General features: G+C 68.5%; 21 protein-coding genes. 8 read left to right on the top strand and 13 right to left on the bottom strand.

Annotated elements, in window-relative coordinates:
- Window positions 1-27: 27 nt before the first annotated feature.
- Window positions 28-2,058, top strand: coding sequence for a TPM domain-containing protein (locus BLW81_RS17405; protein ID WP_083408252.1), 2,031 nt, complete (start codon window positions 28-30; stop codon window positions 2,056-2,058).
- 10 nt (window positions 2,059-2,068) lie between these two features.
- Here the strand turns inward: BLW81_RS17405 and BLW81_RS17400 are convergent, their stop codons facing one another.
- Window positions 2,069-3,454 (bottom strand): glycine--tRNA ligase, encoded by a 1,386-nt coding sequence (locus tag BLW81_RS17400; protein WP_083408251.1) that lies wholly within the window; start codon window positions 3,452-3,454, stop codon window positions 2,069-2,071.
- A gap of 71 nt (window positions 3,455-3,525) precedes the next feature.
- On the opposite strand from BLW81_RS17400, the gene BLW81_RS17395 reads away from it, so the two are divergent.
- Together BLW81_RS17395 and BLW81_RS17390 are read left to right on the top strand one after the other, a co-directional pair.
- Entirely contained in the window at window positions 3,526-3,894 is a 369-nt protein-coding gene (locus BLW81_RS17395; RefSeq protein WP_083408250.1) for an ArsR/SmtB family transcription factor, read from the top strand.
- A complete protein-coding gene (locus BLW81_RS17390) occupies window positions 3,891-4,307 on the top strand; it encodes a Fur family transcriptional regulator (protein WP_083408249.1) in 417 nt (138 codons plus the stop codon). The genes BLW81_RS17395 and BLW81_RS17390 overlap by 4 nt, the downstream gene beginning before the upstream one ends.
- On the opposite strand, the gene BLW81_RS17385 is transcribed toward BLW81_RS17390, so the two are convergent.
- The 3 genes from BLW81_RS17385 to recO are packed head-to-tail and all read right to left on the bottom strand — an operon-like array spanning window position 4,296 to window position 6,395.
- Window positions 4,296-4,721, bottom strand: a complete 426-nt coding sequence (locus BLW81_RS17385) for a hypothetical protein (protein ID WP_083408248.1) — start codon at window positions 4,719-4,721, stop codon at window positions 4,296-4,298. The two genes, BLW81_RS17390 and BLW81_RS17385, sit on opposite strands and share 12 nt — an antisense overlap.
- A complete protein-coding gene (locus tag BLW81_RS17380) occupies window positions 4,721-5,605 on the bottom strand; it encodes a decaprenyl diphosphate synthase (RefSeq protein WP_083408247.1) in 885 nt (294 codons plus the stop codon). Before BLW81_RS17380 ends, BLW81_RS17385 begins: the two co-directional genes overlap by 1 nt.
- Entirely contained in the window at window positions 5,550-6,395 is an 846-nt protein-coding gene (gene recO / locus BLW81_RS17375) for a DNA repair protein RecO (protein ID WP_083408246.1), read from the bottom strand. The genes BLW81_RS17380 and recO overlap by 56 nt, the downstream gene beginning before the upstream one ends.
- Window positions 6,396-6,458: 63 nt before the next feature.
- Between recO and BLW81_RS17370 the strand changes: the two genes are divergently transcribed.
- From BLW81_RS17370 to BLW81_RS17355, 4 genes are all read left to right on the top strand, one after another.
- Window positions 6,459-7,961, top strand: a complete 1,503-nt coding sequence (locus tag BLW81_RS17370; protein WP_083408245.1) for an amidase — start codon at window positions 6,459-6,461, stop codon at window positions 7,959-7,961.
- 11 nt (window positions 7,962-7,972) lie between these two features.
- A complete protein-coding gene (locus BLW81_RS17365; protein ID WP_083408244.1) occupies window positions 7,973-8,521 on the top strand; it encodes a CAP domain-containing protein in 549 nt (182 codons plus the stop codon).
- 253 nt (window positions 8,522-8,774) lie between these two features.
- A complete protein-coding gene (locus tag BLW81_RS29720) occupies window positions 8,775-9,236 on the top strand; it encodes a hypothetical protein (protein ID WP_197680325.1) in 462 nt (153 codons plus the stop codon).
- A gap of 117 nt (window positions 9,237-9,353) precedes the next feature.
- Window positions 9,354-15,059 carry an Ig-like domain-containing protein gene (locus tag BLW81_RS17355; protein ID WP_083408243.1) on the top strand — a complete coding sequence of 1,902 codons (5,706 nt, stop codon included), beginning with the start codon at window positions 9,354-9,356 and terminating at the stop codon, window positions 15,057-15,059.
- 3 nt (window positions 15,060-15,062) lie between these two features.
- Here BLW81_RS17355 and era read toward each other — a convergent pair whose 3' ends face one another.
- The 8 genes from era to hrcA form a co-directional block, all read right to left on the bottom strand.
- Window positions 15,063-15,965 carry a GTPase Era gene (era, locus tag BLW81_RS17350; RefSeq protein ID WP_083408242.1) on the bottom strand — a complete coding sequence of 301 codons (903 nt, stop codon included), beginning with the start codon at window positions 15,963-15,965 and terminating at the stop codon, window positions 15,063-15,065.
- 61 nt (window positions 15,966-16,026) lie between these two features.
- Complete coding sequence (locus tag BLW81_RS17345; protein WP_083408241.1) at window positions 16,027-16,344, bottom strand: cytidine deaminase-like protein; 318 nt, start codon at window positions 16,342-16,344, stop codon at window positions 16,027-16,029.
- Complete coding sequence (locus tag BLW81_RS17340) at window positions 16,341-17,660, bottom strand: hemolysin family protein (RefSeq protein ID WP_083408240.1); 1,320 nt, start codon at window positions 17,658-17,660, stop codon at window positions 16,341-16,343. Before BLW81_RS17340 ends, BLW81_RS17345 begins: the two co-directional genes overlap by 4 nt.
- Window positions 17,657-18,193, bottom strand: coding sequence for an rRNA maturation RNase YbeY (gene ybeY, locus BLW81_RS17335; protein ID WP_083408239.1), 537 nt, complete (start codon window positions 18,191-18,193; stop codon window positions 17,657-17,659). The genes BLW81_RS17340 and ybeY overlap by 4 nt, the downstream gene beginning before the upstream one ends.
- 23 nt (window positions 18,194-18,216) lie before the next feature.
- A complete protein-coding gene (locus tag BLW81_RS17330) occupies window positions 18,217-19,272 on the bottom strand; it encodes a PhoH family protein (protein ID WP_083408238.1) in 1,056 nt (351 codons plus the stop codon).
- A 96-nt stretch (window positions 19,273-19,368) separates the two neighbouring features.
- Window positions 19,369-20,109 carry a 16S rRNA (uracil(1498)-N(3))-methyltransferase gene (locus tag BLW81_RS17325; protein ID WP_083408237.1) on the bottom strand — a complete coding sequence of 247 codons (741 nt, stop codon included), beginning with the start codon at window positions 20,107-20,109 and terminating at the stop codon, window positions 19,369-19,371.
- Window positions 20,110-20,132: 23 nt separating this feature from the next.
- A complete protein-coding gene (dnaJ, locus tag BLW81_RS17320; protein WP_083408236.1) occupies window positions 20,133-21,278 on the bottom strand; it encodes a molecular chaperone DnaJ in 1,146 nt (381 codons plus the stop codon).
- Between the two features lie 96 nt (window positions 21,279-21,374).
- Window positions 21,375-22,406 carry a heat-inducible transcriptional repressor HrcA gene (gene hrcA, locus BLW81_RS17315; protein ID WP_083408235.1) on the bottom strand — a complete coding sequence of 344 codons (1,032 nt, stop codon included), beginning with the start codon at window positions 22,404-22,406 and terminating at the stop codon, window positions 21,375-21,377.
- A gap of 170 nt (window positions 22,407-22,576) precedes the next feature.
- Here hrcA and BLW81_RS17310 point away from each other — a divergent pair, with 170 nt between their 5' ends.
- Window positions 22,577-22,891 (top strand): type II toxin-antitoxin system VapB family antitoxin, encoded by a 315-nt coding sequence (locus BLW81_RS17310; RefSeq protein ID WP_069413035.1) that lies wholly within the window; start codon window positions 22,577-22,579, stop codon window positions 22,889-22,891.
- Here the strand turns inward: BLW81_RS17310 and BLW81_RS17305 are convergent.
- Window positions 22,875-23,525, bottom strand: coding sequence for a DUF998 domain-containing protein (locus BLW81_RS17305; protein WP_083408234.1), 651 nt, complete (start codon window positions 23,523-23,525; stop codon window positions 22,875-22,877). The two genes, BLW81_RS17310 and BLW81_RS17305, sit on opposite strands and share 17 nt — an antisense overlap.
- Between the last annotated feature and the right edge of the window lie 19 nt (window positions 23,526-23,544).

Here is a 23,544-nt window from a genome sequence, read left to right as displayed (position 1 = left end):
GGCGCGTTCGGCACTAGATTGGCGAACATGCGCCCCGCCCGTCTGTTCAGCGCCGCCCGTCTGCTCAGCGTCGTGCTCACGGTGCTGGCCGCCAGCCTGCTGCTCGCGCCCGCCACCGCCGCCGAACCGCCCGTCCGGCTGGGCGGCTACCTCACCGACGACGCGGGCGTGCTCAACGGCGCCGACCGCGGCCGCGTCACCTCCGCCATCGACACCCTCTACAACGACCGCAGGACCCGGCTGTGGGTGGTGTACGTCGAGACGTTCAACGGCCAGTCGGCGCAGGCGTGGGCGAACGCGACCCGCCAGCGCAGCGACCTGGGTGACTACGACGCGCTGCTGGCGGTGGCCACCGTCGACCGCGCCTACGCGTTCCTGGTGCCCGACAGCGCCACCGACCTGAGCTCGAGCCGCGTCGACAGTGTGCGGCGCAACGACATCGAACCCGCCCTGCGCCAGAACGATTGGGCGGGCGCGGCGGTGGCGGCGGCCACGGGACTCGGGCAGTCGAGCTCGGGCTCGGGCATCAGCGGGTTCGCGGTGCTGGCGATCCTGGCCGCGATCGCAGTCGCGCTGGTGGTGTTGCTGCTGTGGCGTCGGCGCCGCAAGCGCAAGCGTCGCGAAGCCGAGTTCGCCGCCGCACGCCGCGTCGACCCGACCGACCCGCATGCGTTGGCCGCGGTGTCCATCGACGCGCTCGACGACCTGTCGAAGGCGATTGTGGTCGAGGTCGACAACGCGGTGCGCACCAGCGAGCACGAGCTGGAGCTGGCCGTCGAGGAGTTCGGCCAGGACCGGACTGAACCGTTCACCCGCGCGGTGACCAACGCGAAAACGACGTTGACGCAAGCGTTCAACGTGCGGCAGATCCTCGACGACGCGATCCCCGAGACGCCTGCCCAGCGCCGCGACCTGTTGACCCGGGTGGTGGTGGCCGCCGGTAAGGCCGACCGCGAGCTCGAGTCGCAGAGCGAGGCGTTCGCCCGGCTGCGCGACCTGGTGATCAACGCCCCGAGCCGGCTGGACGCGATGACCCAGCAGATCGTCGACATCACCGCCCGGCTCGACGGGTCCGCGCACAAGCTCGAGGAGCTGCATCGCGAATTCGACGTCGCGGCACTGACTTCGGTGGCGGGCAATGTCGACGCGGCCAAGGAGCTGCTGGCGTTCGCCGACGAGAACGTCACCCGCGGCCGCGAACTGGCGAACCGGCCGGTGGTCGGGCAGCAGAGCGAGCTCATCGACGCGGTCCGGGCCGCCGAGTCGGCGCTGCTGCAGGCCAAGTCACTGCTGGATGCGGTCGACAGCGCCGCCAGCGACATCCGGCGGGCAGTGACCCGGCTGCCCGCGGCGATCGAGGACATCCAGAACGGCATCAAACAGGCCGGCGCGCTGCTGCAGCAGGGTTCGACGGCTCAGCGCGCGGAACTCGAAAAGGCCCGCGACGCAGCGGCGGCCGCGGTGGAAACCGCCCAGCGCACCGGCCAGGTCGATCCGCTCGGCGCAGTCACCGAACTGACCAAGGCCGACGCGGATCTGGACCGTCTGCTCGCCGCCGTCGAGGAGGAACGCGAGGCCGCCGAGCGGTTGAACCGCGCGCTGGACGAGGCGCTGTTCACCGCGCGCTCGCGGGTGCGCTCGGTGTCGGACTTCATCGACACCCGGCGCGGCGCGGTCGGCCCGGAGGCACGCACCCGGCTGGCCGAGGCGGTGCGCCAACTCGGCGCGGCGGAAAGCAAACGCGCGACTGACCCCGCCGAGGCGATCGCGCACGCCAACGGCGCCGCCATGCTGGCGTCGCAGGCGCAGACGCTGGCCCACAACGACGTGCAGAACGCGCAGACCACGTTCATGGGCCCCTACGGCGGCGGCGGTGGCGGCGGCAACATGGGCGCGGTCCTGGGCGGCATCCTGATCGGCAACATCCTCAGCGGCGGAATGCGCGGCGGCTTCGGCGGTTTCGGCGGCGGCGGCTTCGGTGGCGGCGGCTTCAACCCCGGATCGTTCGGCGGATCCGGGGGCGGCGGCGGCATGTTCGGCGGCGGCGGCCGCTTCTAGACCCGCGGGATCAGCAGCCCTTCAGGCGGGCGGCGAGGTAGTCGCTGACCTGATCGAGGGCGACCCGGTCCTGCGTCATCGCGTCGCGCTCGCGGATCGTGACGGCCTGATCCTCGAGCGTGTCGAAGTCGACGGTCACGCAAAACGGCGTGCCGATCTCGTCCTGGCGGCGATAGCGCCGGCCGATGGCGCCGGCGTCGTCGAACTCGACGTTCCAGAACTTGCGCAGGTCGGCCGCCAGGTCGCGGGCTTTCGGCGAGAGCGCCTCGTTGCGCGACAGCGGCAGCACCGCGGCCTTGACCGGCGCCAGCCGCGGGTCCAGCCGCAGCACGGTGCGCTTGTCGACGCCGCCCTTGGCGTTGGGCGCCTCGTCCTCGGCGTAGGCGTCGACCAGAAACGCCATGAACGAGCGGGTCAGGCCCGCTGCCGGCTCGATCACGTACGGCACGTAGCGGGTGTCGTTGGCCTGTTCGTAGTAGGACAGGTCGGCACCGGAATGCTTTGTGTGCGTTGACAAGTCGAAGTCGGTGCGGTTGGCGACACCTTCGAGCTCACCCCACGGGTTGCCGACGAAGCCGAACTTGTACTCGATGTCGACCGTGCGGTCGGAGTAGTGCGACAGCTTCTCTTTCGGGTGCTCGTAGAGTCGCAGGTTGTCGCGGTCGATGCCGAGGTCGACGTACCACTGCAGGCGCTCGTCGATCCAGTACTGGTGCCATTCGCGGGCCGTCGACGGCTCGACGAAGAACTCCATCTCCATCTGCTCGAACTCGCGGGTGCGGAAGATGAAGTTGCCCGGCGTGATCTCGTTGCGGAAGCTCTTGCCGGTCTGGGCGATCCCGAACGGCGGCTTCTTGCGTTGCGTGGTCACCACATTGGCGAAGTTGACGAAGATGCCCTGCGCGGTCTCCGGCCGCAGATAGTGCAGTCCCTCCTCGGTCTCGATCGGGCCGAGGTAGGTCTTCAGCATCATGTTGAAGTCGCGCGGTTCAGTCCACTGCCCCTTGGTGCCGCAGTCCGGGCAGGAGATCTCGCTCATCGCCACCGAGTCGGGATCATCGATTCCCTTCTTCTCGGCGTACGCCTCCTGCATGTGGTCCTGCCGGTGGCGCTTGTGGCAGTTCAGGCACTCGACGAGCGGGTCGTTGAACACCTCGACGTGGCCGGAGGCCACCCACACGTCGCGGGGCAGGATGATCGCACTGTCCAGGCCGACGACATCGTCGCGGCCGGTGACCACCGCGCGCCACCACTGCCGCTTGATGTTCTCTTTGAGTTCCACCCCGAGCGGGCCGTAGTCCCACGCCGACTTGGTGCCGCCGTAGATCTCCCCCGATTGATAGACCAGGCCGCGCCGCTTGGCCAGGTTCGCCACGGTGTCGATGATTGAAGCCACGAGTGCACAGCGTAGCGACCCCGGCTCGCCGCGTTGACATGCAGGGATGCGCATGTATTGTTGGCGCCATAATGAAAACGGTTTCCACTTTGGCGGTCGGCGACGCCGCGGCCGCGCACGAGCACAGCGGCGCGCCGTTCCCCGACGTGCCGACGCGCGACGTGCTGGACACCTCCGGGGACCTGTTGCGCGCGCTGGCCGCCCCGGTGCGGATCGCGATCGTGTTGCAGCTGCGCGAATCGGCGCGCTGCGTGCACGAGCTCGTCGACGCGCTCGCGGTGCCGCAGCCGCTGGTCAGCCAACATCTGCGGATCCTCAAGGCCGCCGGGGTGGTCGCCGGTGAGCGCTCGGGCCGCGAGGTGATGTACCGCCTCGTCGATGAGCACCTCGCCGACATCGTCGTCGCGGCGGTGACGCACGCGGCCGAGGGCGGTCAATGACGACGGCGCCGGGTTCGACGGGTGTGCGCGCGACGCGACAGCGCGCGGCGATCAGCGCTCTGCTGGAGAACCTCGACGAGTTCCGGTCCGCGCAGGAGTTGCACGACGAACTGCGGCGCCGCGGTGAGGGCATCGGCTTGACGACGGTCTACCGCACGCTGCAGCAGATGGCGGCCGCCGGCGCCGTCGACACCCTGCGCACCGACACCGGTGAATCGGTGTACCGGCGCTGCTCGCAGGATCACCATCATCACCTGGTGTGCCGGTCGTGCGGGTCGACGGTGGAGATCCAGGGCGGCGACGTCGAGGACTGGGCCGCCGCCGTCGCCCGCGAGCACGGCTTCTCCGACGTCAGCCACACGATCGAGATCTTCGGCGTGTGCGGCGGCTGCGCGGCGAATTCAGCCGACTAACGCGCGACGCACTTCCGCGCCGGTGGCGAGCACCATCAGGATCAGGGTGCGCAACGCGTCGTCGGTCAGCCCGGCGGCGGGAAAGTTGTAGCGCAGCAACACATCCGCGGCCTTCTTGGAATTGCGCTTGGCCCCGGCCGCGATCTGCGCCGGCGCGCTCTTGGCGGCCAGCGAGACGGTCCCCAGCAGCGTGTTGTGCGCGTGCTCGGCGACCGTGGCGCGCAGCTTGGCGTCCAACGGCAGGTCCCAGGCCAGGATCTGGGTCAGCGACACCAGCTCCAGCCCCTCGGCGACCGGGACCGTGCGCAGCGAGGCGAACGTCTCGTCGTGGTGGACGGTGACCGCCCCGTCGTCCTCGCGGGTCACCGGCAGCACGCCCTCGAGGATCTCGCCGAGCCGCTCCTGCAGATTCATCAGGCCCGTCCGAACCTTCGGTTGCGGTTGACGTACTCCTCGCAGGCCGCCCACAGGTCGCGGCGGTCGTAGTCCGGCCACAGCTTGTCCTGGAACACGTACTCCGCGTACGCGGCTTGCCACAGCAGGAAGTTGCTGGCCCGCTGCTCCCCCGACGTCCGGATGAACAGGTCGACGTCGGGGATGTCGGAGCGGTGCAGGTGCTTGGCGAAGCTGGCCTCGGTGATGCGGTCCGGCCGGATCTTGCCGTCGACGGCCAGCTGCGCGAGCTCGCGCGTGGCCTCCACGATCTCGGTGCGGCCGCCGTAGTTGACGCAGTAGTTGATCGTGATGACGTCGTTGCCGACGGTCATCTGCTCGGCGATGTCGAACTCCTTGATCACGCTGCGCCACATCCGCGGCCGCGAGCCGACCCAGCGCATCCGCACGCCCATGTCGTTGAGGTTCTCCCGGCGGCGGCGCACGACCTCGCGGTTGAACCCCATCAGGAACCGCACCTCCTCGGTGCTGCGCTTCCAGTTCTCGGTGGAGAACGCGTACACCGTCAGGTGCTTGATCCCGATTTCGATTGCGCCGCAAGTGATGTCGATGAGCACCGCTTCGCCCATCTTGTGGCCTTCGGTGCGGTGCAGGCCGCGCTGGGTGGCCCAGCGGCCGTTGCCGTCCATGACGACGGCGACGTGGTTGGGCACCTGGTCGGCCGGGATCCGGGGCGCGGCCTCCTTCGAGGTGTGCTGGGGTGGGCGCGCGAACTGGCCGTTGGTGCCCGCCGGGATCTCCGGGAAGACGACCGGCCAGGTCGACTTGTCGGGAAAGGTCGGGTAGTCCTCAGGCGCCGGGGGCAGCTGTGGGTAGGTCCTCTTGCCCGCCCGTTTGGTTGCCATGGGCCACATCCTGCCCGACCAGCGATACCCGCTGCTCGCCGACACTCCTATCGACCCGGTACACGCGCTCGACCAGCGGCAGTGTCCTGAGCTGACGCTCCAGGTGCCACTGCAGATGTGCTGCCACCAGCCCGCTGGCCTGGCTTCGGTACGACGGCGTCGAGGTCTCGGCGTGCGCCCAGTCCCCGTCGTGCAGGGCGGCCATCAGGTCCAGCACGCCCTGCGGCGGCGTCACCGACCCGGACGGCCGGCAGTGCACGCACACGCTGCCGCCGGCGGCCACGTTGAACGCCCGGTGCGGGCCCGGCGCCGCGCAGCGCGCACATTCGGTCAGCGCCGGCGCCCAGCCCGCGATGCCCATGGCTCGCAACAGGTACGCATCGAGCACCAGCTCACGCGGTCTGCTGCCGTCGGCGACCGCGCGCAGCGCCGCCACCGTCAGCCGGTGCAGCGCCGGCATCGGCGCACGTTCCTCCCCGGCCAGGCGCTCGGCGGTCTCCAGCACCGCGCACGCGCAGGTGTAGCGGCCGTAGTCGCTGACGATGTCGGTGGCGAACGCGTCGATGGCCTGCACCTGGGTCACGATGTCGAGGTTGCGGCCCGGATGCAGCTGAACGTCGATGTGCGCGAACGGCTCCAGCCGGGCGCCGAACTTGCTGCGGGTGCGTCGCACGCCCTTGGCCACCGCGCGGACCAACCCGTGGTCGCGGGTGAGCAGGGTGACGATCCGGTCGGCCTCGCCCAGCTTGTGCTGGCGCAGCACCACCGCTCGGTCCCGGTACAGCCGCATTCGTCCAGTCTTGCATTGCGGTCTGTCAGATTCCGGTTCGCACCGCCGATATCCTCGTAACCGATGCCCCAAACAACCCGATTTCCCACCCTGACTCAACAGCTTTTTCAGCTCGCGAGTGGTTCCGTCACGTCGGTGGAACTGGTGCAACGCTCGCTCGACGCGATCGCTGCCAGCCAGCCGACGCTCAACGCGTTCCGGGTGGTGTTCACCGAGCAGGCGCTGGCCGACGCCGCCCGGGCCGACCGCAAACGCGCGGCGGGCCAGGATCATTCGAAACAACCGCTGCTGAGCATCCCGATCGCGGTCAAGGACGACGTCGACGTCGCCGGGGTGCCGACCCGGTTCGGCGCCGACGGCACCGTGCCCGCGGCCACCGAGGACAGCGAAGTGGTGCGACGGCTGCGGGCCGCCGGCGCGGTGATCGTCGGCAAGACCAACACCTGCGAACTCGGCCAGTGGCCGTTCACGAGCGGGCCCGCGTTCGGGCACACCCGCAACCCGTGGTCGCGCGAGCACATCCCGGGCGGATCCTCGGGCGGCAGCGCCGCGGCGGTGGCGGCCGGGCTGGTGGCCGCGGCGATCGGCTCCGACGGTGCGGGCAGCGTCCGGATCCCGGCGGCGTGGACGCACCTGGTCGGCATCAAGCCGCAGCGCGGACGCATCTCGACATGGCCGCTGCCGGAGGCGTTCAACGGGATCACCGTCAACGGCGTGCTGGCGAGGACGGTCACCGACGCGGCACTGGTGCTCGACGCCGCGTCGGGCAACGTCGCCGGTGACCGCCACCAGCCGCCGCCGGTGCAGATCTCCGACCATGTCGCCCAGGCGCCCGGTCCGCTGCGGATCGCGCTGTCGACCCGGTTCCCGTTCACGGTGTTCCGGGCCAAGCTGCATCCCGAGATCCGGGCCGCCATGTCGGTCGTCGCCGACCAGCTCGAACAGCTCGGACACCAGATCGTGGCCGCCGACCCCGACTACAGCGTCGGGATGTCGTGGAACTTCCTGTCCCGTTCCACGTCGGGGCTGCTCGACTGGGCGGACCGGCTCGGGCACGGCGTCCAGCTCGACGCCCGCACCAAGGCCAATCTGCGCACCGGCCGCCTGCTGTCCGAACACGTGCTGCGCAAGGCACGCGCCCGCGAGGCCCGCGCTCATCGCCGGATCGGCTACATCTTCAACATCGCCGACGTGGTGCTGGCCCCGACCACCGCGCAGCCCGCGCCCCCGGTGCACGACTTCGACCACCGCGGCGGGCTGTCGACGGACCGGGCGATGATCAAGGCCTGCCCGGTCACCTGGCCGTGGAACCTGCTGGGCTGGCCGTCGATCAACGTGCCTGCGGGTTTCACCTCCGACGGGCTCCCGATCGGCGTGCAACTGATGGGCCCGGCCAACAGCGAACCGCTGCTGGTGTCGTTGGCCGCCGAGCTCGAGGCCATCAACGGCTGGGCCTCGCGCCAGCCCGACCCGTGGTGGGTGCCGCAGCCGATCACCGCCCCCACGACGACCGAACCTCCATCGGACCGGCCGGTAACGCACGACGTCTCCCACGAGGTCGCGTAAAGTTCTGCACCATGAGCTCGCGGCGTGGCGTTCTTGGTGTGACGGTTCTGGCTCTGGCCTGCGGCGCGGTGGTCGGCACCCCCGCCGCCGGCGCGGACAACAAGCGGCTCAACGACGCCGTGGTGTCGAACGTCTACACCGTCAAGACGCAGGCCGGCTGCGACACCGACATCGAGATCAACCCGAAGCTGCGGCTGGCCGCCGAGTGGCACACCAACGACGCCCTCAACAACCGGGCACTCAACGGTGACATCGGGTCGGACGGCACCACCGTCGCCGACCGCGCGCGCAACGCCGGCTACGTCGGGGATGTCGCCGAGACCGTCGCCATCAACCCAGCGCTGGCGATCAGCGGGATCGAGCTGATCAATCAGTGGTACCACCGGCCGGATTACTACGGCATCATGTCCGACTGCTCGAACGTCGACATCGGGGTGTGGTCGGCCAACGCGATCGACCGCACCGTCGTGGTGGCGGTCTACGGCAAGGGCGACGCCGCCCCGCCGGTACCCGGACCCCGCAGGCCGTTCGGTCAGCCCGGCGCCGGCGCACCGGGCTGAGATGAGCCAAAAGTAGGGAAACACCCGATTCAACGGGATTTCCCGCGCATTACCGTCGACCCTGGTTGCGCCACAAGGGCGTAAGTCTGGGGACCGTCAATGAACTCCGACACCGGACCGCCGTAACCACCGGCGAGCGAAAACCGCGCTGTCGCCCGGAAATCCGGTCGACTCTCTGGGTGGCATCGTCACCCGTGTCCTTCTTTGCGCTGAGTCGAGCGCAGTGCTGCATTCACCTGACAAGCGAGTCATCATGTCTCTCAATACAACCCAACGTACCTTCACACTCGCCGCGGTAGTTGCTGCCGTCGCAACCAGCCTCGCGGCTCCGGCACTTGCCGAACCGTTGCCCTACGGCGCGGACACCTGCATCCAAGGCTATGTCTGGCGGGAGGCGCGTTCCGGCGACACCGTGTGTGTCACACCGGCGGTCCGGTCCGCCACCGCCCAGCAGAATGCGGCCGCCGGCCAGAACGTCGAACCCGGCGGTGGCGCATACGGACCCAACACCTGCAAGCAGGGCTTCGTCTGGCGCGAGGCCTACGGCGGCGACGTCGTGTGCGTGACACCCGATGTCCGCGCCCAAGCCGCCGCCGACAACGCCGCCGCGCAGTCACGCAAGCAGGCCAACCAACCGGCGCCGGCCGCGCCACCTGCGCAGCATCCGCTGTGTGGCGTCAATCTACCCATCCTCAACAGCCCGATCTGTCCATGATGTGAGTACCGCCGTCACTACTCGAACCAAAGACGAGTAGTCCACTACTCACGTCAAACCCCCCGCGGTCGGCACACGATCTACCCGACCCAATCACACGACCGTAGGGGGACGGGAATGTCTGCAGGGCGTAAATCTCATCAGGGCCGGCACCGCAACGAGCGGGCGAATGCGGCCGGTACATGCGTCCCGGCCCGCGGCCTGGTCATCACCCCACCGCAGCGCACGGCGCGGTCCGGGTACGCGCGATTCGTCGGCCGCGTCGGCGTACTCGCCGTGGCGCTCGGAGTGGGCGTCGGATTCACCACCGCAGTACCCGGTTTCGCGCGGGCGGACGACACCGAATCGTCGGCATCGACAGACACGCCCGCATCGGAACCGGCCAACACCACCGAGCCCGAGACGACAACCACGTCGACGGAGACCACCACCACGACCACCACGACCGCAGGCACCGACACCTCGGCCGAGACACCCGCGTCGGGCGGCGTTGCGCCGCAACAAGGTGTGGTGCAGAGCTCGGGCGGCGCGGTCACGGGCAGCTACGGGCCCAACGCCGTGGAAACCGACACCGAGCCGACCGCCGGTGAGGAGACCGAGACGGCCCCCAGCCCGACCCACGAGCCGGAGCCGAGCAACCAGCCCACCGCCACGCCTGAGCCGGCCGCCGACCCCGCCACCGCGGAACCTCAACCGACGCAGACACAATCCCCAACCGGGAACAACACGCCTGCCGGCAGCCCATCGCCGGCACCCGCGACGACCGATCCGCAGCCCGCCGACAACGCCGGCGCGACCGGCGGATCCACCGATCCGACGGTGCACACCGAGCCGGAGACGTTCACCGCCTCGAACTCGGAGGGCCCGACGACTTTCGCCGCACTGACCACATCGGTTCCCGAGGACAACTCTGCCTTCGCGACGGTGCAGGATGTCGGCATCGCCGCCCAGAACCCGATCCAGGCGCTCATGGCGATACCCACCACGGTCGTCAACATCGCGGCGGTATTCGTTGCGGCCGTGCTGTCCCCGTTCCTCGCGCCAGGGCCGTTCGCGCCGACGCAACCCCCGCTGACCCTGTTCGCGGTGCTGGACTGGGTGCGCCGTGAGATTCAACGGACCTTCTTCAACCGCTCCCCCAACGCAGTGGTCAACGCCTACACGACCTCCGAAGACGTTGCGTTGACCGGCAACGTGCTGACCAACGACACCGACGCCGACGGCGACACCCTGACCGCGGGTGTGGTCACCGGACCGGCGCACGGCGATCTCACGCTCAACGCCGACGGTTCGTTCACCTACACCCCGGACGCAAACTACAGCGGCACAGACACATTCACCTACCGCGCCAGCGACGCCACCAGTCCGCATCTGCACGGGTTCTTCGGACTCTTCGGCGGTAGCCACTCCGACACCGCGACCGTGACGATCACCGTCACCGCGGTCAACGACGCGCCGGTCGCCGTGGACGACACCGCCACCACTGCCGAAGACACCGCCAAGTCGGGCAACGTGTTGACCAACGACACCGATGTCGACTCGACGGGGCTGACCGCCGAGCTCAAGAACGGGCCCGCGCACGGCACCGCGGTCGTCAACGCCGACGGGTCCTACACGTACACACCGGATGCCAATTATCACGGCACTGACACCTTCACCTACACCGTCTCCGACGGCACGGCCAGTGACACCGGTACGGTCACCGTGACCGTCAGCAGTGTCAACGATGCGCCGGTCGCCCAGCCCGATGCCGTCTACGCCGCCGAGGACTTCCCGGGCATCAGCGACAACGTGTTGCTCAACGACTCCGACGTCGACGACGACGACCTCACCGCACAACTTGTTTCGGGGCCGAGCCACGCGTCGGCGTTCCAACTGAATCCGGATGGAACCTTCACCTACACCCCGACGGCCAACTTCGTGGGTGAGGACACCTTCACCTACCGTGCGTTCGACGGCACCGCGACGAGCAATGTCGCTGTCGTGCACATCCACGTCGGCCCGTCCAACGATGATGTGGTGGCGCGCGACGACGTCAACCAGACCACGGCGGGTGTCCCGATCGGCGGCAACGTGCTGACCAACGACATCGCGCAGAACCCGGACGGGCCGACGGAACCGTTGACCGTCACCAGCACCGGGGAGTACCAGAGCACCGAGGGCGGCATGGTCAACATGCAGTCCAACGGCGAATACACCTATACGCCCGCAGCAGGTTTCACCGGCGTCGACACCTTCACCTACACCGTCACCGACGGGCTGACCTCCGACGTCGGCCAGGTGACGGTCACCGTCGGTGCCGCCGTGCCGAACACACCGCCGGTCGCCGTCGACGACGAACTCGAAACCACCGCCGGTACCCCGGTGGAGTTCACGATCGGCGACCTGTTGGGCAACGACTCCGACCCCGATGGTGACCTCATCCAGATCGCTGGCGATGGCACTTTGCCGGCCAACGGCACCATCTCGTACAACGACGTCACCCAGGTCTACACCTACACGCCCAATCCCGGATTCTTCGGCAAGGACACCTTCACCTACACCATCACCGACGGACAGGCCGAGAGCACCGCGACAGTCACCATCGACGTCGACCAGCCGACCGGCACCGCACCCCTGGCCGCCGACGACGTGCTCAAGATCCCGCCGGGCGCCCCGTGGACGATCACGTCGAATCTACTGCTGTCCAATGACTTCGATTTCGACAATGACGATCTGCAGGTCCTCCCGGTCGGACAGCCGAGCAACGGCACCCTCGACGTCGACGCCAACGGCAACTTCGTCTACACCCCCGACGCCGGCTTCACCGGCACCGACACCTTCACCTACCGCGCGTACGACGGCGAGAACCTGTCGAACGTGGCCACCGTCGTCATCAACGTCGGCGATCCCCAAACCAACGCCGCGCCGGTGGCGGTCGACGACGAATACGCCACCGAGGTCGACACCCCGATCTCGTTCACGCTGGACGAATGGGTCAGCGATGACACCGATCCCGACGGTGACGCCCTGATACTGACCCGCGTCGATTACTTCGGCAACGGCGGCCTCGCCTTCGACCCGGAAACGATGACGATCACCTACACGCCGGAAGCCGGCTTTGAAGGCGTCGACACCATCACCTATGTGATCAGCGACGGACAGATCGAGAGCACGGGCACCGTCGTCATCACGGTCGGGCAGCCCGCACCCAACACCCCGCCCGTGGCGGTCGACGACGAGCTGACCACCGCGGTCAACACACCGGTGGACTTCACAGTGGAGGACCTGCTGGGCGACGATTTCGATCCCGACGGCGATCCCATCCAGATCATCGACGCCACACTGCCCAGCCACGGTGCCTTCACACCGAGCATGGGCGGTGGCATCACGTACACGCCGAACCAGGACTTCGACGGCATCGACACCTTCACGTACACAATCAGCGACGGGCAGGCCACCGCTACCGCCACCGTCACCATCAAGGTCGGTGATGCCGCGAACAATACCGCTCCGGTGCCCGGATACGACAGCCTGGCCACCCCGGCGGGCACGCCGCTCACGATCACGCCAGACCAGCTGTTGGCCAACGATTTTGACGCTGACGGCGACCCGCTCCACATCGTCATCGACGACAACCCGACCAGCGGCAGCCTGGTCGCCAACGGTGACGGTACCTACACCTACACCCCGAACGCCGGCGTCACCGGCCCGGACCAGTTCAGCTACTTCGCCAACGACGGCACCGGCAACAGCGTGTACTCCGCCGTCGTCACCATCAACGTCGGTGGCGCGGCCAACACACCGCCGGTCACCCAGGCCGACCAGGCCGCGACCACTCAGGACGAGTCGGTGACCATCAGCTGGGACAGCCTGCTGACCAACGACTCCGACACCGACGGCCCTGAGGCCCCCATCCTCTACATCGCCGGAGAACCCAGCCACGGCACCCTGACCAGCAATACGGGCGACAGGACCTTCACCTACACGCCCGACGCGGGATACGCCGGCCCCGACGCGTTCTACTACACCGCCTACGACGGCCAAGCTGACAGCCTCCCGACGGTGGTGCTGATCAACGTCGTGGAGCGGCCGAACACCGCCCCGGTGCCCGGATACGACAGCCTGGCCACCCCGGTGGGCACGCCATTGACCATCACAGCAAACCAACTGTTGGCCAACGACTTCGACGTTGACGGTGATCCCATTCAGATCACCATCGCCGGCAACCCGACGAAGGGCAGCCTGGTCAACAACGGCGACGGCACCTACACCTACACCCCGAACGCCGGCATCACAGGCCAAGACCAGTTCACCTACACCGCCAGCGACGGCACCGACAACAGCCTCTACAACGCAGCTGTCACCATCAACATCGGCGGCGCGGCCAACACACCACCGGTCGCGGAACCGGACTTCCTGTCCACCGCTGTCGACACTCCTCTGGTCATTCTCGACCAGGATCTGGTCGACAATGATTCCGACGCCGAGGGTGGGGTCTCACCGTACGTTGTTTCCGACCCCCTGCACGGCTCGCTGTCCGGCAATCCCGACGGCAGCATGACCTACACGCCCGACGCCGGGTTCGTGGGCACTGACACGTTCTACTACACCGCCTTCGACGGCCAAGCCGACAGCGTCCCGACGGCTGTCACGATCACCGTGAGCGCCAACGCGGTGCCGGTGGCCGGTTACGACAGCCTGGCGACCCCGGCGGGCACCGCCTTGACGTTCACGCAGAACGATCTGCTGGGCAACGATTTCGACGCCGAGGGCGACGCGCTGTCGATCTCGGTCGGAACACCGGAGAACGGTGCCCTCGTCGACAACGGCGACGGCAGCTACACCTATACGCCGGACGGCGGGTTCACCGGGGCAGACCAGTTCACCTACACCCTCAGCGACGCCACCGGTCAGAGCGCGCCGGCGTTCGTGACCGTGCACGTCGGCGAGCTGAACAACACCGCACCGGTCGCCGACGCCGATCCCCTGTCCACCGCTGTCGATACGCCGCTCGTGATCTCCGACGAGGATCTGGTGGGCAACGATTTCGACGCCGACGGCGACGGTCTCAGTGCCTTTGTCATCTCCGAGCCGAGCCACGGCACACTCGTGGACAACTTCGACGGCACCTACACCTACACGCCCTACGCCGGGTTCGAAGGCACCGACAGCTTCTACTACACCGCCTTCGACGGCGAGGCCGACAGCACCCCGACGCTGGTGACCATCACCGTCGGTCAGGCGGTCGTCAACACTGCCCCGGTCCCCGGCTTCGACAGCCTGGCCACGCTGACGGGCACCGCGGTGACCTTCGGCCCGGATGACCTGCTGATCAACGACTTCGACGCCGAAGGTGACGCGCTGTCGATCCTGACGGTGGGTCAGCCCGAGCACGGAACGATCACCGACAACATGGACGGCACCTACACCTACACGCCCAGCGCCGGGTTCTTCGACGAGGACACCTTCTCCTACACCATCACCGACGGTGCGGAAGGCTCTGCCCAGGCCCTCGTGACCGTCAACGTCGGCGTCCCGGCCAATACCGTGCCGCAGGCCGGGGGTAACCAACTGACCACGGTCGCCGGCACACCGGTGACGATCCCCTGGACGACGCTGCTCGGCAACGACGTCGACCCGGACGGTCCGCTCGCTCTGGTGCCGTGGCAGGTCTCCGCACCCGCACACGGCACAGTGCAGCGCAACTCGGCCGAGCAGTCGTTCGTCTACACCCCCGACCCGGGTTTCGTGGGAGTCGACAACTTCTACTACACCGCCTACGACGGCGAGGACGACTCCCTCCCGACCGTCGTCACCATCAACGTCACGTCGCCGATGTGAGTATCAGAACCCCAAGCGCCCCAGCTGTTTCGGATCGCGCTGCCAGTTCTTGGCGACCTTGACCCGCAGATCGAGGAACACCTTGGTACCGAGGAGTTTCTCGATCTGCGTGCGCGCGGCGGTGCCGACCTCCCGCAGCCTGGCGCCGCCCTTGCCGATCACGATGCCCTTCTGGCTGTCGCGCTCGACGTAGAGAATCGCGTGCACATCGATGAGGTCCTCGCGGTCCTCGCGCGGCTCCACCTCTTCGATCACGACGGCCAGCGAGTGCGGCAGCTCGTCGCGCACGCCTTCGAGGGCGGCCTCGCGGATCAGCTCGGCCATCAGCGTTTCCTCGGGCTCGTCGGTGAGTTCACCGTCGGGATAGAACGCGGGCCCCGGCGGCAACTGGGCGGCGAGCACGCCGATCAGCTCGTCGAGGTTGTTGTTGGCGGTCGCCGAGACGGGGACGATCTCCGCGTCGGGCCCGACCAGTTCGCTCACCGCGACCAGTTGCGCGGCGACACGGTCCTTGGGCACCTTGTCGATCTTCGTGACCACCGCCACCAGCGTGGTTTTCGGGGCGACAGCGCGGATCTGGTCGTAGATCCAGCGGTCACCCGGACCGATCTTCTCGTCGGCGGGGATGCACCACCCGATCACGTCCACTTCCGAGTAGGTGTCCTTGACCAGGTCGTTGAGCCGTTGTCCGAGCAGCGTGCGCGGCCGGTGCAGACCCGGCGTGTCGACCAGGATGATCTGGAAGTCCTCACGGTGCACGATTCCGCGGATCGTGTGCCGGGTGGTCTGCGGCCGGTTCGACGTGATCGCCACCTTCGCGCCGACCAACGCATTGGTCAGCGTCGACTTGCCGGTGTTCGGCCGTCCGACGAAACAGACGAACCCCGAACGGAATTCGGTGCTCATCGCGGACCACTCGCCGACTGTGCGCTGAGGGCGAGAATCGGCCGGATTTGTCGCCGTGGCTTCACACTCGGCGCCCGGATCGGTCGGTGACGATCACCGCGGCGTCGGCGGACAGTTCCCGCACCGCGTCCACACCGGCGTCGTCGGCGGACCCGCCGACCAGCACCGCCGCCTCGATACCGGTGGCGCCGCTGGACACCGCCGCCGCGACCGCGGCCTGAATCGCGGTGAGCTGCAGGGTGTTCAGCGTCACCGGGGCCGCCGCATAGGTGCGGCCGTCGGCGTCGCGCACCGCGGCACCGGAGCCGGCCTCGGCGCGACCCATCGCACCGCGGGCCAGCGTGACGAGCTTGGCGTCCTCCGCGTCGAGCTCACTCATCGGGCCTGATCCTCCTCGCGCACCGTCTCATCGGCCTCTCCTTCGGGGGTCTCGGTGGGGCTGACCAGCACCGTGCCGATCCGGACCCGGCCGCGATGATCGGGCCCGCCCTCGGCCTGCAACCGTAGCCCGTCCCAGGTGACCTCGGCGCCTGGCAGCGGGACCCTGCCCAGTTCGAACGCGACCAGACCGCCGACGGTGTCGACGTCGAGGTCGTCGTCGAACTCGATGTCGTACAACTCGCCGAGGTCCTCGATGGGCAGCCGCGCCGACACGCGATAACGCTTGTCGCCCAACTCCTCGACCGGCACCACCTCGCCGGCGTCGTACTCGTCGACGATCTCGCCGACGATCTCTTCGAGCACATCCTCGATCGTGACCAGTCCGGCGATCGCACCGTACTCGTCGACCAGCAGCACCATGTGCACGCGGTCGCGTTGCATCTCGCGCAGCAGTTCGTCGAGCGGCTTGGAGTCGGGCACGAACACCGCCCGCCGCATGACCTGGGACACGTTGGTGCCGCGGCCGCTGTCGGTGGAGTAATACGTCCGCTGCACAAGGTCTTTGAGGTAGACGACACCCACCACGTCGTCGACGTTCTCGCCGATCACCGGAATGCGGGAGTGCCCGCTGCGCACCGCCAGCGAGGTGGCCTGCCCGGCGGTCTTGTCGCTCTCGATCCACACCATCTCGGTGCGCGGCACCATCACCTCGCGGGCCGGGGTGTCGCCGAGTTCGAATACCGACTGGATCATCCGACGCTCGTCGTCGGCCACCACGCCGCGCTGCTGCGCCAGGTCGACCACCTCGCGCAGCTCGATCTCGGAGGCGAACGGTCCGTTGCGGAACCCGCGGCCCGGCGTCAACGCGTTACCGATCAGCACCAGCAGCCGGCTGATCGGTGTCAGCAGCACCGAAAGCGCCTGCAGCGGAAGCGCGCTGAGCAACGCGATGGTGTAGGCGTGCTGCCGCCCGAGGGTGCGCGGCCCCACCCCGATCGCGACGAAGCTGACCACCACCATGATCGCGGCGGCGGCGAACAGTCCCCACGTGACGCCGAGGTGTCCGTCGAGGTAGGCCGCCAGCAGCACCGTCGCGCCGACCTCGCACGCGATCCGCAGCAGCACGATCAGGTTGATGAAGCGCGGCCGCTCGGCCATCACCTTGGCCAGTCGCACCGCCCCGGGCCGCTCGTCGCGCACCAGTTCCTCGACGCGGGCCATCGACACGGTGCTCAGCGCGGCGTCGATCGCCGCGAACACTCCGCCGAGCACGACGAGCACGATCGCGAAAATCAGCTGTCCGAAGCCGGTCACAGTTCGTCGAAGTATCGCGAGTTGTCGAGCAGTCGGCGTTCCTTCTCCGACTGCCGGTCCTTGTGGTAGGCCTCGACCTGGTCGGCGACCCACTCTTCGAGCAGCTCACGCTGCAAGGTGAACATCTCCTTCTCCTCGTCGGGCTCGGCGTGGTCGTAGCCCAGCAGGTGAAGGACACCGTGCACGGTGAGCAGGGCCAGCTCCTGACCCAACGAGTGGCCCGCCGCGGCGGCCTGGTCGGCGGCGAATTGCGGGCACAGCGCGATGTCGCCCAGCATCGCCGGGCCCGGCTCGGGGGCGTCGGGCCGGCCGCCGGGCTCGAGTTCGTCCATCGGGAAACTCATGACGTCGGTGGGACCGGGCAGATCCATCCACCGCATGTGCAGGTCGGCCATCGCGGCGGTGTCGAGCAGCACCATCGACAGCTCGGCGGCGGGGTTGACGTCCATCTTGCGGATCACGAAGCGGGCGACGCTGATCAGTTCCTCTTCGGAGACGTCGATGCCCGACTCGTTGGACACCTCAATGCTCATATCGGCATGCTCACGGTCAACCGTTACCGCCGAGGCCGGCCGCCGCCGGAGGTCCGTCGCTGCGCCCGGTTCAGCTGCGCCGGCTCTTCGAAACGGGCGTAGGCGTCGACGATCTCGGACACCAGGCGGTGGCGCACCACGTCGGCGCTGGTGAGTTCCGCGAAGTGGATGTCGTCGATGTTGTCGAGGATCCGCATCGCGGCCCGTAGTCCCGACGGCGCGCCGCCGGGCAGATCGACCTGCGTGATGTCGCCCGTCACAACGATTTTCGAGTTGAAGCCGAGACGGGTCAGGAACATCTTCATCTGCTCGGCGGTGGTGTTCTGCGCCTCGTCGAGGATGATGAACGCATCGTTCAACGTTCTGCCACGCATGTACGCCAGCGGCGCGACCTCAATGACACCGGCGCTCATCAGCTTTGGGATCAGCTCGGGATCCATCATGTCGTGCAGCGCGTCGTAGAGCGGCCGCAGGTACGGGTCGATCTTCTCGCTCAGCGTGCCCGGCAGGAAGCCGAGCCGCTCACCCGCCTCCACCGCGGGCCGCGTCAGGATGATGCGCGACACCTGCTTGGACTGTAAAGCGTTGACCGCCTTGGCCATTGCCAGGTAGGTCTTACCGGTGCCCGCAGGGCCGATGCCGAACACGATGGTGTGGGCGTCGATCGCGTCGACGTAGCGCTTCTGGTTGAGCGTCTTCGGGCGGATCGTCTTGCCGCGCCGCGACAGGATGTCGAGGGTGAGCACCTCGGCGGGTGACTCGTTGCCGGTGCCGGTGAGCATCGCGACGCTGTGGCGCACCACCTCGGGTGTGAGCGTCTGGCCGTTGGCCAGGATCGCGATGAGTTCGGAGATCACCCGTTCGGCCAACGCGACGTCGGCGGGTTCGCCCGACAGGGTCAGCGCGTTGCCGCGCGCGTGGATGTCGGCCGACAGGGAGCGCTCGATGGCGCGCAGATTCTCGTCGGCGGAACCCAGCAGTCCCATGACGAGGTCGGGCGGAACATTAATGCTGCTGCGTACCGACTCAGGAGACTGATCAGCCTGCGACGAGTCAGCGGTCGTCTCGCGGGGCGTCAAGAGGGTTCCGTGCCTGCTTTCTGGGTTCTGCCTGGTTGCTCTGTACTCACAGTTTACCGCCGGGTAGGGACGCATCCCAGTGGATAACGCGTCGCATCACGTCCACCGGCCGGTCAGCACGCCCAGCGCCCCGAGCGCCACCGCCGCGGCCGTCGACGTGCGCAGCACGCTCGGACCCAGCCGCACCGCCGTCGCGCCGGCATCGGACAGCGCCGCGACCTCGTCGTCGGCGATACCGCCCTCCGGCCCGACCACCAGCACGACCGCGTCGGCCGACGTCAGCGCGACGTCGGTGATCGGGCGGGTCGCGGATTCGTGCAACACCAGCACGACGGTTCCTCGCTTCGCCAGCCCGCCGACCAATTCGGCCGTCGACACCACGCCGCTGACCTCGGGAATCCGGGGGCGCCGCGACTGCCGGGCCGCCGACCGGGCGACCGCCTTCCACCGGCGCAGGCCCTTCTCGACCTTGGCGGGCGTCTCCCAGCGCGCCACACATCTGGCGGCCTGCCACGCGACGAACGCGTCGGCGCCGGCCTCGGTGGCCAGTTCGATCGCCAGCTCGGACCGGTCGGATTTGGGCAGTGCCTGCACGACGGTCACGGCGGGTCGGGGCGCCGGCACGTCGCACCGCTCCAGCACCCGCGCGGTCAGCGTGCCCTTGCCGACGTCTTCGACGACACACCGCGCCAGCTCGCCTGCGCCGTCGCTGAGATCGAGGTGTTCGCCGACGCGGATGCGGCGCACGGTGGCGGCGTGATGTCCCTCGTCGCCGTCGACGACGGCGAGCTCACCGGCGGGCGGCAACGCGTCGACGTAGAACAGCGCGGCGCTCATAGGAGGTGCGGTCAGCCCGCTGTTCAGCGGCCGCTGAACGTCTCGCGCAGCCGGCTGAACAGGCCGCCGCCCGAGTGGTTCGTCGCCGTCGAGCGCACCTCGGAGGTGTCGCGGCTGCGCTTGTCCTTGAGCTTGGTGAGCAGTTCGATGTCCTCGTGGTCCAGTCGGGTCGGGACCACGACGTCGATGTGGGCGTGCAGATCGCCGCGAACGCCGGAGCGCAGATGCGGCATGCCGTGGCCGCGCAGCGAGATGACCGCGCCGGGCTGGGTGCCCGAGGGGATGGAGATCTCGGTCGGGCCGTCGAGGATCGCGTCGACGCTGACCGTGGTGCCCAGCGCCGCGTCGACCATCGGCACCGAGATCGTGAAGTGCAGATCGTCGCCGTCGCGCACGAACGTGTCGTGCGGTTGCTCGTGCACCTCGACGTACAGGTCGCCTGCGGGGCCGCCGCCCGGGCCGACCTCACCCTGGGCCGCCAGCCGCACCCGCATCCCGTCGCCGACACCGGCGGGGATCTTCACGCTGATCTCGCGGCGGGCGCGCACCCGGCCGTCGCCGCCGCAGCGGTGGCACGGATCGGGGATGACCTCGCCGACGCCGCCGCACACCGGGCACGGCCGCGACGTCATGACCTGGCCCAGCAACGACCGTTGCACGGTCTGGACCTCGCCGCGCCCGCCGCAGGTGTCGCACGCGACCGGGCTGGAGTTTCCGTGCGTGCCCTTGCCGTGGCAGAGGTCGCACAACACCGCGGTGTCGACGGTGACCTGCTTGGTCACGCCGGTGGCGCAGTCCTCGAGGTTCAGCCGCATCCGCAGCAGCGAGTCCGACCCCGGCCGGACCCGGCCGATCGGGCCGCGCGTGGTGGTGCCGCCGCCGAAGAACGCCTCGAAGACGTCGCCGAGCCCGCCGAAACCGGAGAACCCGTTGCCGGCCGCCGAGGCCGCCGATTCCATCGGGTCACCGCCGAGATCGACGATGCGGCGCTTCTCCGGGTCGCTGAGCACCTCGTAGGCGACGCTGATCTCCTTGAAGCGGGCCTGCGCCTCCTCGTCGGGATTGACGTCCGGGTGCAGTTCGCGCGCCAACTTGCGATAGGCGCGCTTGATCTCCGAGTCGGAGGCGCCCTTGCTCACTCCGAGCAGCCCGTAATAGTCGCGTGCCACGCTGACTTGCCTGACCTTTCACATGAGCCGGTGTGACCGGCTGTTCTTCTCGAGCCGGTGCTACCGGCTGAACCTAATTAGCCTCTTCACTGGCGTTCATCGGCCGCCTAAGACTTCCCCGATATAAAGAGCAACCGCAGCGACATTAGCGATAGTTCCCGGATAGTCCATCCGGGTGGGACCGAGCACCCCCATGCCGCCGTAGACCTTGCCCGAACTGCCGTACGCGGTGGTGACCACCGAGGTGCCCGCCATCTCCTCGGCCTCCGTCTCGTGGCCGATGCGCACCGTGACCTTGCCGGCTTCCTGCTGCGCGGCCAGCAACCGCAGCACGACCACCTGCTCCTCGAGCGCCTCGAGCACCGACCGCAGCGAGCCGCCGAAGTCGGCGGTGTTGCGGGTCAGGTTCGCGGTGCCGCCGAGCAGCAGGCGTTCGTCGCTGTGCTCGACGAGCGTCTCGACCAGCACGGTGGCCGACCGGCCGACGGCGTCGGCGAGCCGGCCGTTGCCGTTGAGGTGCGACGCCAGATCCGACACCGCGACCGAGGCGGCGGCCAGCGGCTTGCTTTCCAGCGCCTGCCCGAGCAGGTCGCGGAGCTTGGTGACGTCGTGCTCGTCGAGGGCGTCGCCGAGTTCGACGATGCGCTGGTCGACGCGGCCGGTGTCGGTGATCACCACCAGCAGCAGCTTGGCGGGGGTCAACGCGACGACCTCGAGGTGGCGCACCGTCGACGTGGTCAGCGTCGGGTACTGCACGATCGCGACCTGGCGGGTCAGCTGCGCCAGCAGCCGCACCGCGCGGCGCAGCACGTCGTCGAGGTCGACGCCGGTTTCGAGGAACTTCAGGATCGCGCTGCGTTCTGCTGACGACAGCGGTTTGACGTTGTCGATCCGGTCGACGAACTCCCGGTAGCCCTTCTCGGTCGGGACCCGCCCGGAGCTGGTGTGCGGTTGGGTGATGTAGCCCTCGGCCTCCAGCACCGCCATGTCGTTGCGGACCGTCGCGCTGCTGACGCCGAGGTTGTGCCGCTCGACGAGCGTCTTCGACCCGATCGGCTCCTTGGTGGCCACGAAGTCGGCGACGATCGCGCGCAGCACGTCGAACCGACGGTCGTCGGCGCTACCCATAACTGTTCACCTACCCCTCGCATCGTGTTGCCGCCCATTTTACGGCCGACCGCGCCGTTGACCGTTCGCGCGCGCCGCCGACCACCGCTCGAGCCCCGGTTGAACTAGCCTTGCTAACTGCTGGCGACGTCATGTCAGTGCGGGGGAACGACGCGAAGGACGTTTGCTCGATGATCTTCAAGGGTGTGCGCGACGGCAAGCCGTACCCGGACCACGGGTTGTCGCATCGCCAATGGGCGCAGATCCCGCCGCGCCAGATCCGCCTCGACGAGCTGGTCACGACCACCACGGTGCTGGCGCTCGACCGGCTGCTGTCCGAGGACTCGACGTTCTACGGCGACCTGTTCCCGCACGCGGTCCGATGGAAGGGCATCGTCTACCTCGAGGACGGCCTGCATCGCGCGGTCCGCGCGGCGCTGCGGAACCGCACGGTGCTGCACGCGCGGGTGTTCGACATGGATGTGCCGCTCAGCCAGCAGATCTGACGCGCCGCGTCAGCAAGCAGATGCCGGTGAGCAACTGCCACAGCATCACCGTGTAGACGCAGCCGCGCTCGACGGTGCCGATCGGCGCGTAGCGCACGGTCCAGTAGTCGTAGTTCTGCAGCAGCGCGAAGATGACCAGCCCGGCCGCGGCGATCAGCAGGCCCACGACCCGGTAGGCGCGGCCGCCGATGGCCCGGCCGGCGACCACGGTGCCCGCGATGATCGCCAGGTTGCCGCCGAAGATCGCCAAGATGGCGCCCAGCGCGTGCAGCGACTCGTGCCCGTCGTTCCACAACGGTGAACCGCCGTAGACGAACGCGACCAGGAAGTCACCCGCGGCGGCGATCAGGGCCAGCACCACGAACAACACGCCGCTCCACCGGGCCCGCACCGCGCGGGCCACCAGCACCGCGCCGACGACGAACAGCGCGCCCTGCACATAGAGAGCGCCGTTGAGCAGGTAGGACCGCGGTGACCAGGCCGGTACGCCTAGCGTGCTGATGTAGTGCGCGGTGTAGCTGTAGCCGGGCACCGCCACCGCGGTGAGCAGTTCGAGGACGACGAACCCGAGCGAAGCGACGATCCAGCATCCGGCGCCGGCCACCAGTGCGCGGCGGTGCACCGTCGTCGTCATAGCAACAACGTAGGGCACA

Source organism: Mycolicibacterium rutilum, assembly GCF_900108565.1.
In the GTDB taxonomy this organism is placed as follows: Bacteria; Actinomycetota; Actinomycetes; order Mycobacteriales; family Mycobacteriaceae; genus Mycobacterium; species Mycobacterium rutilum.
This window is presented reverse-complemented; position numbering and strand designations above follow the sequence as displayed.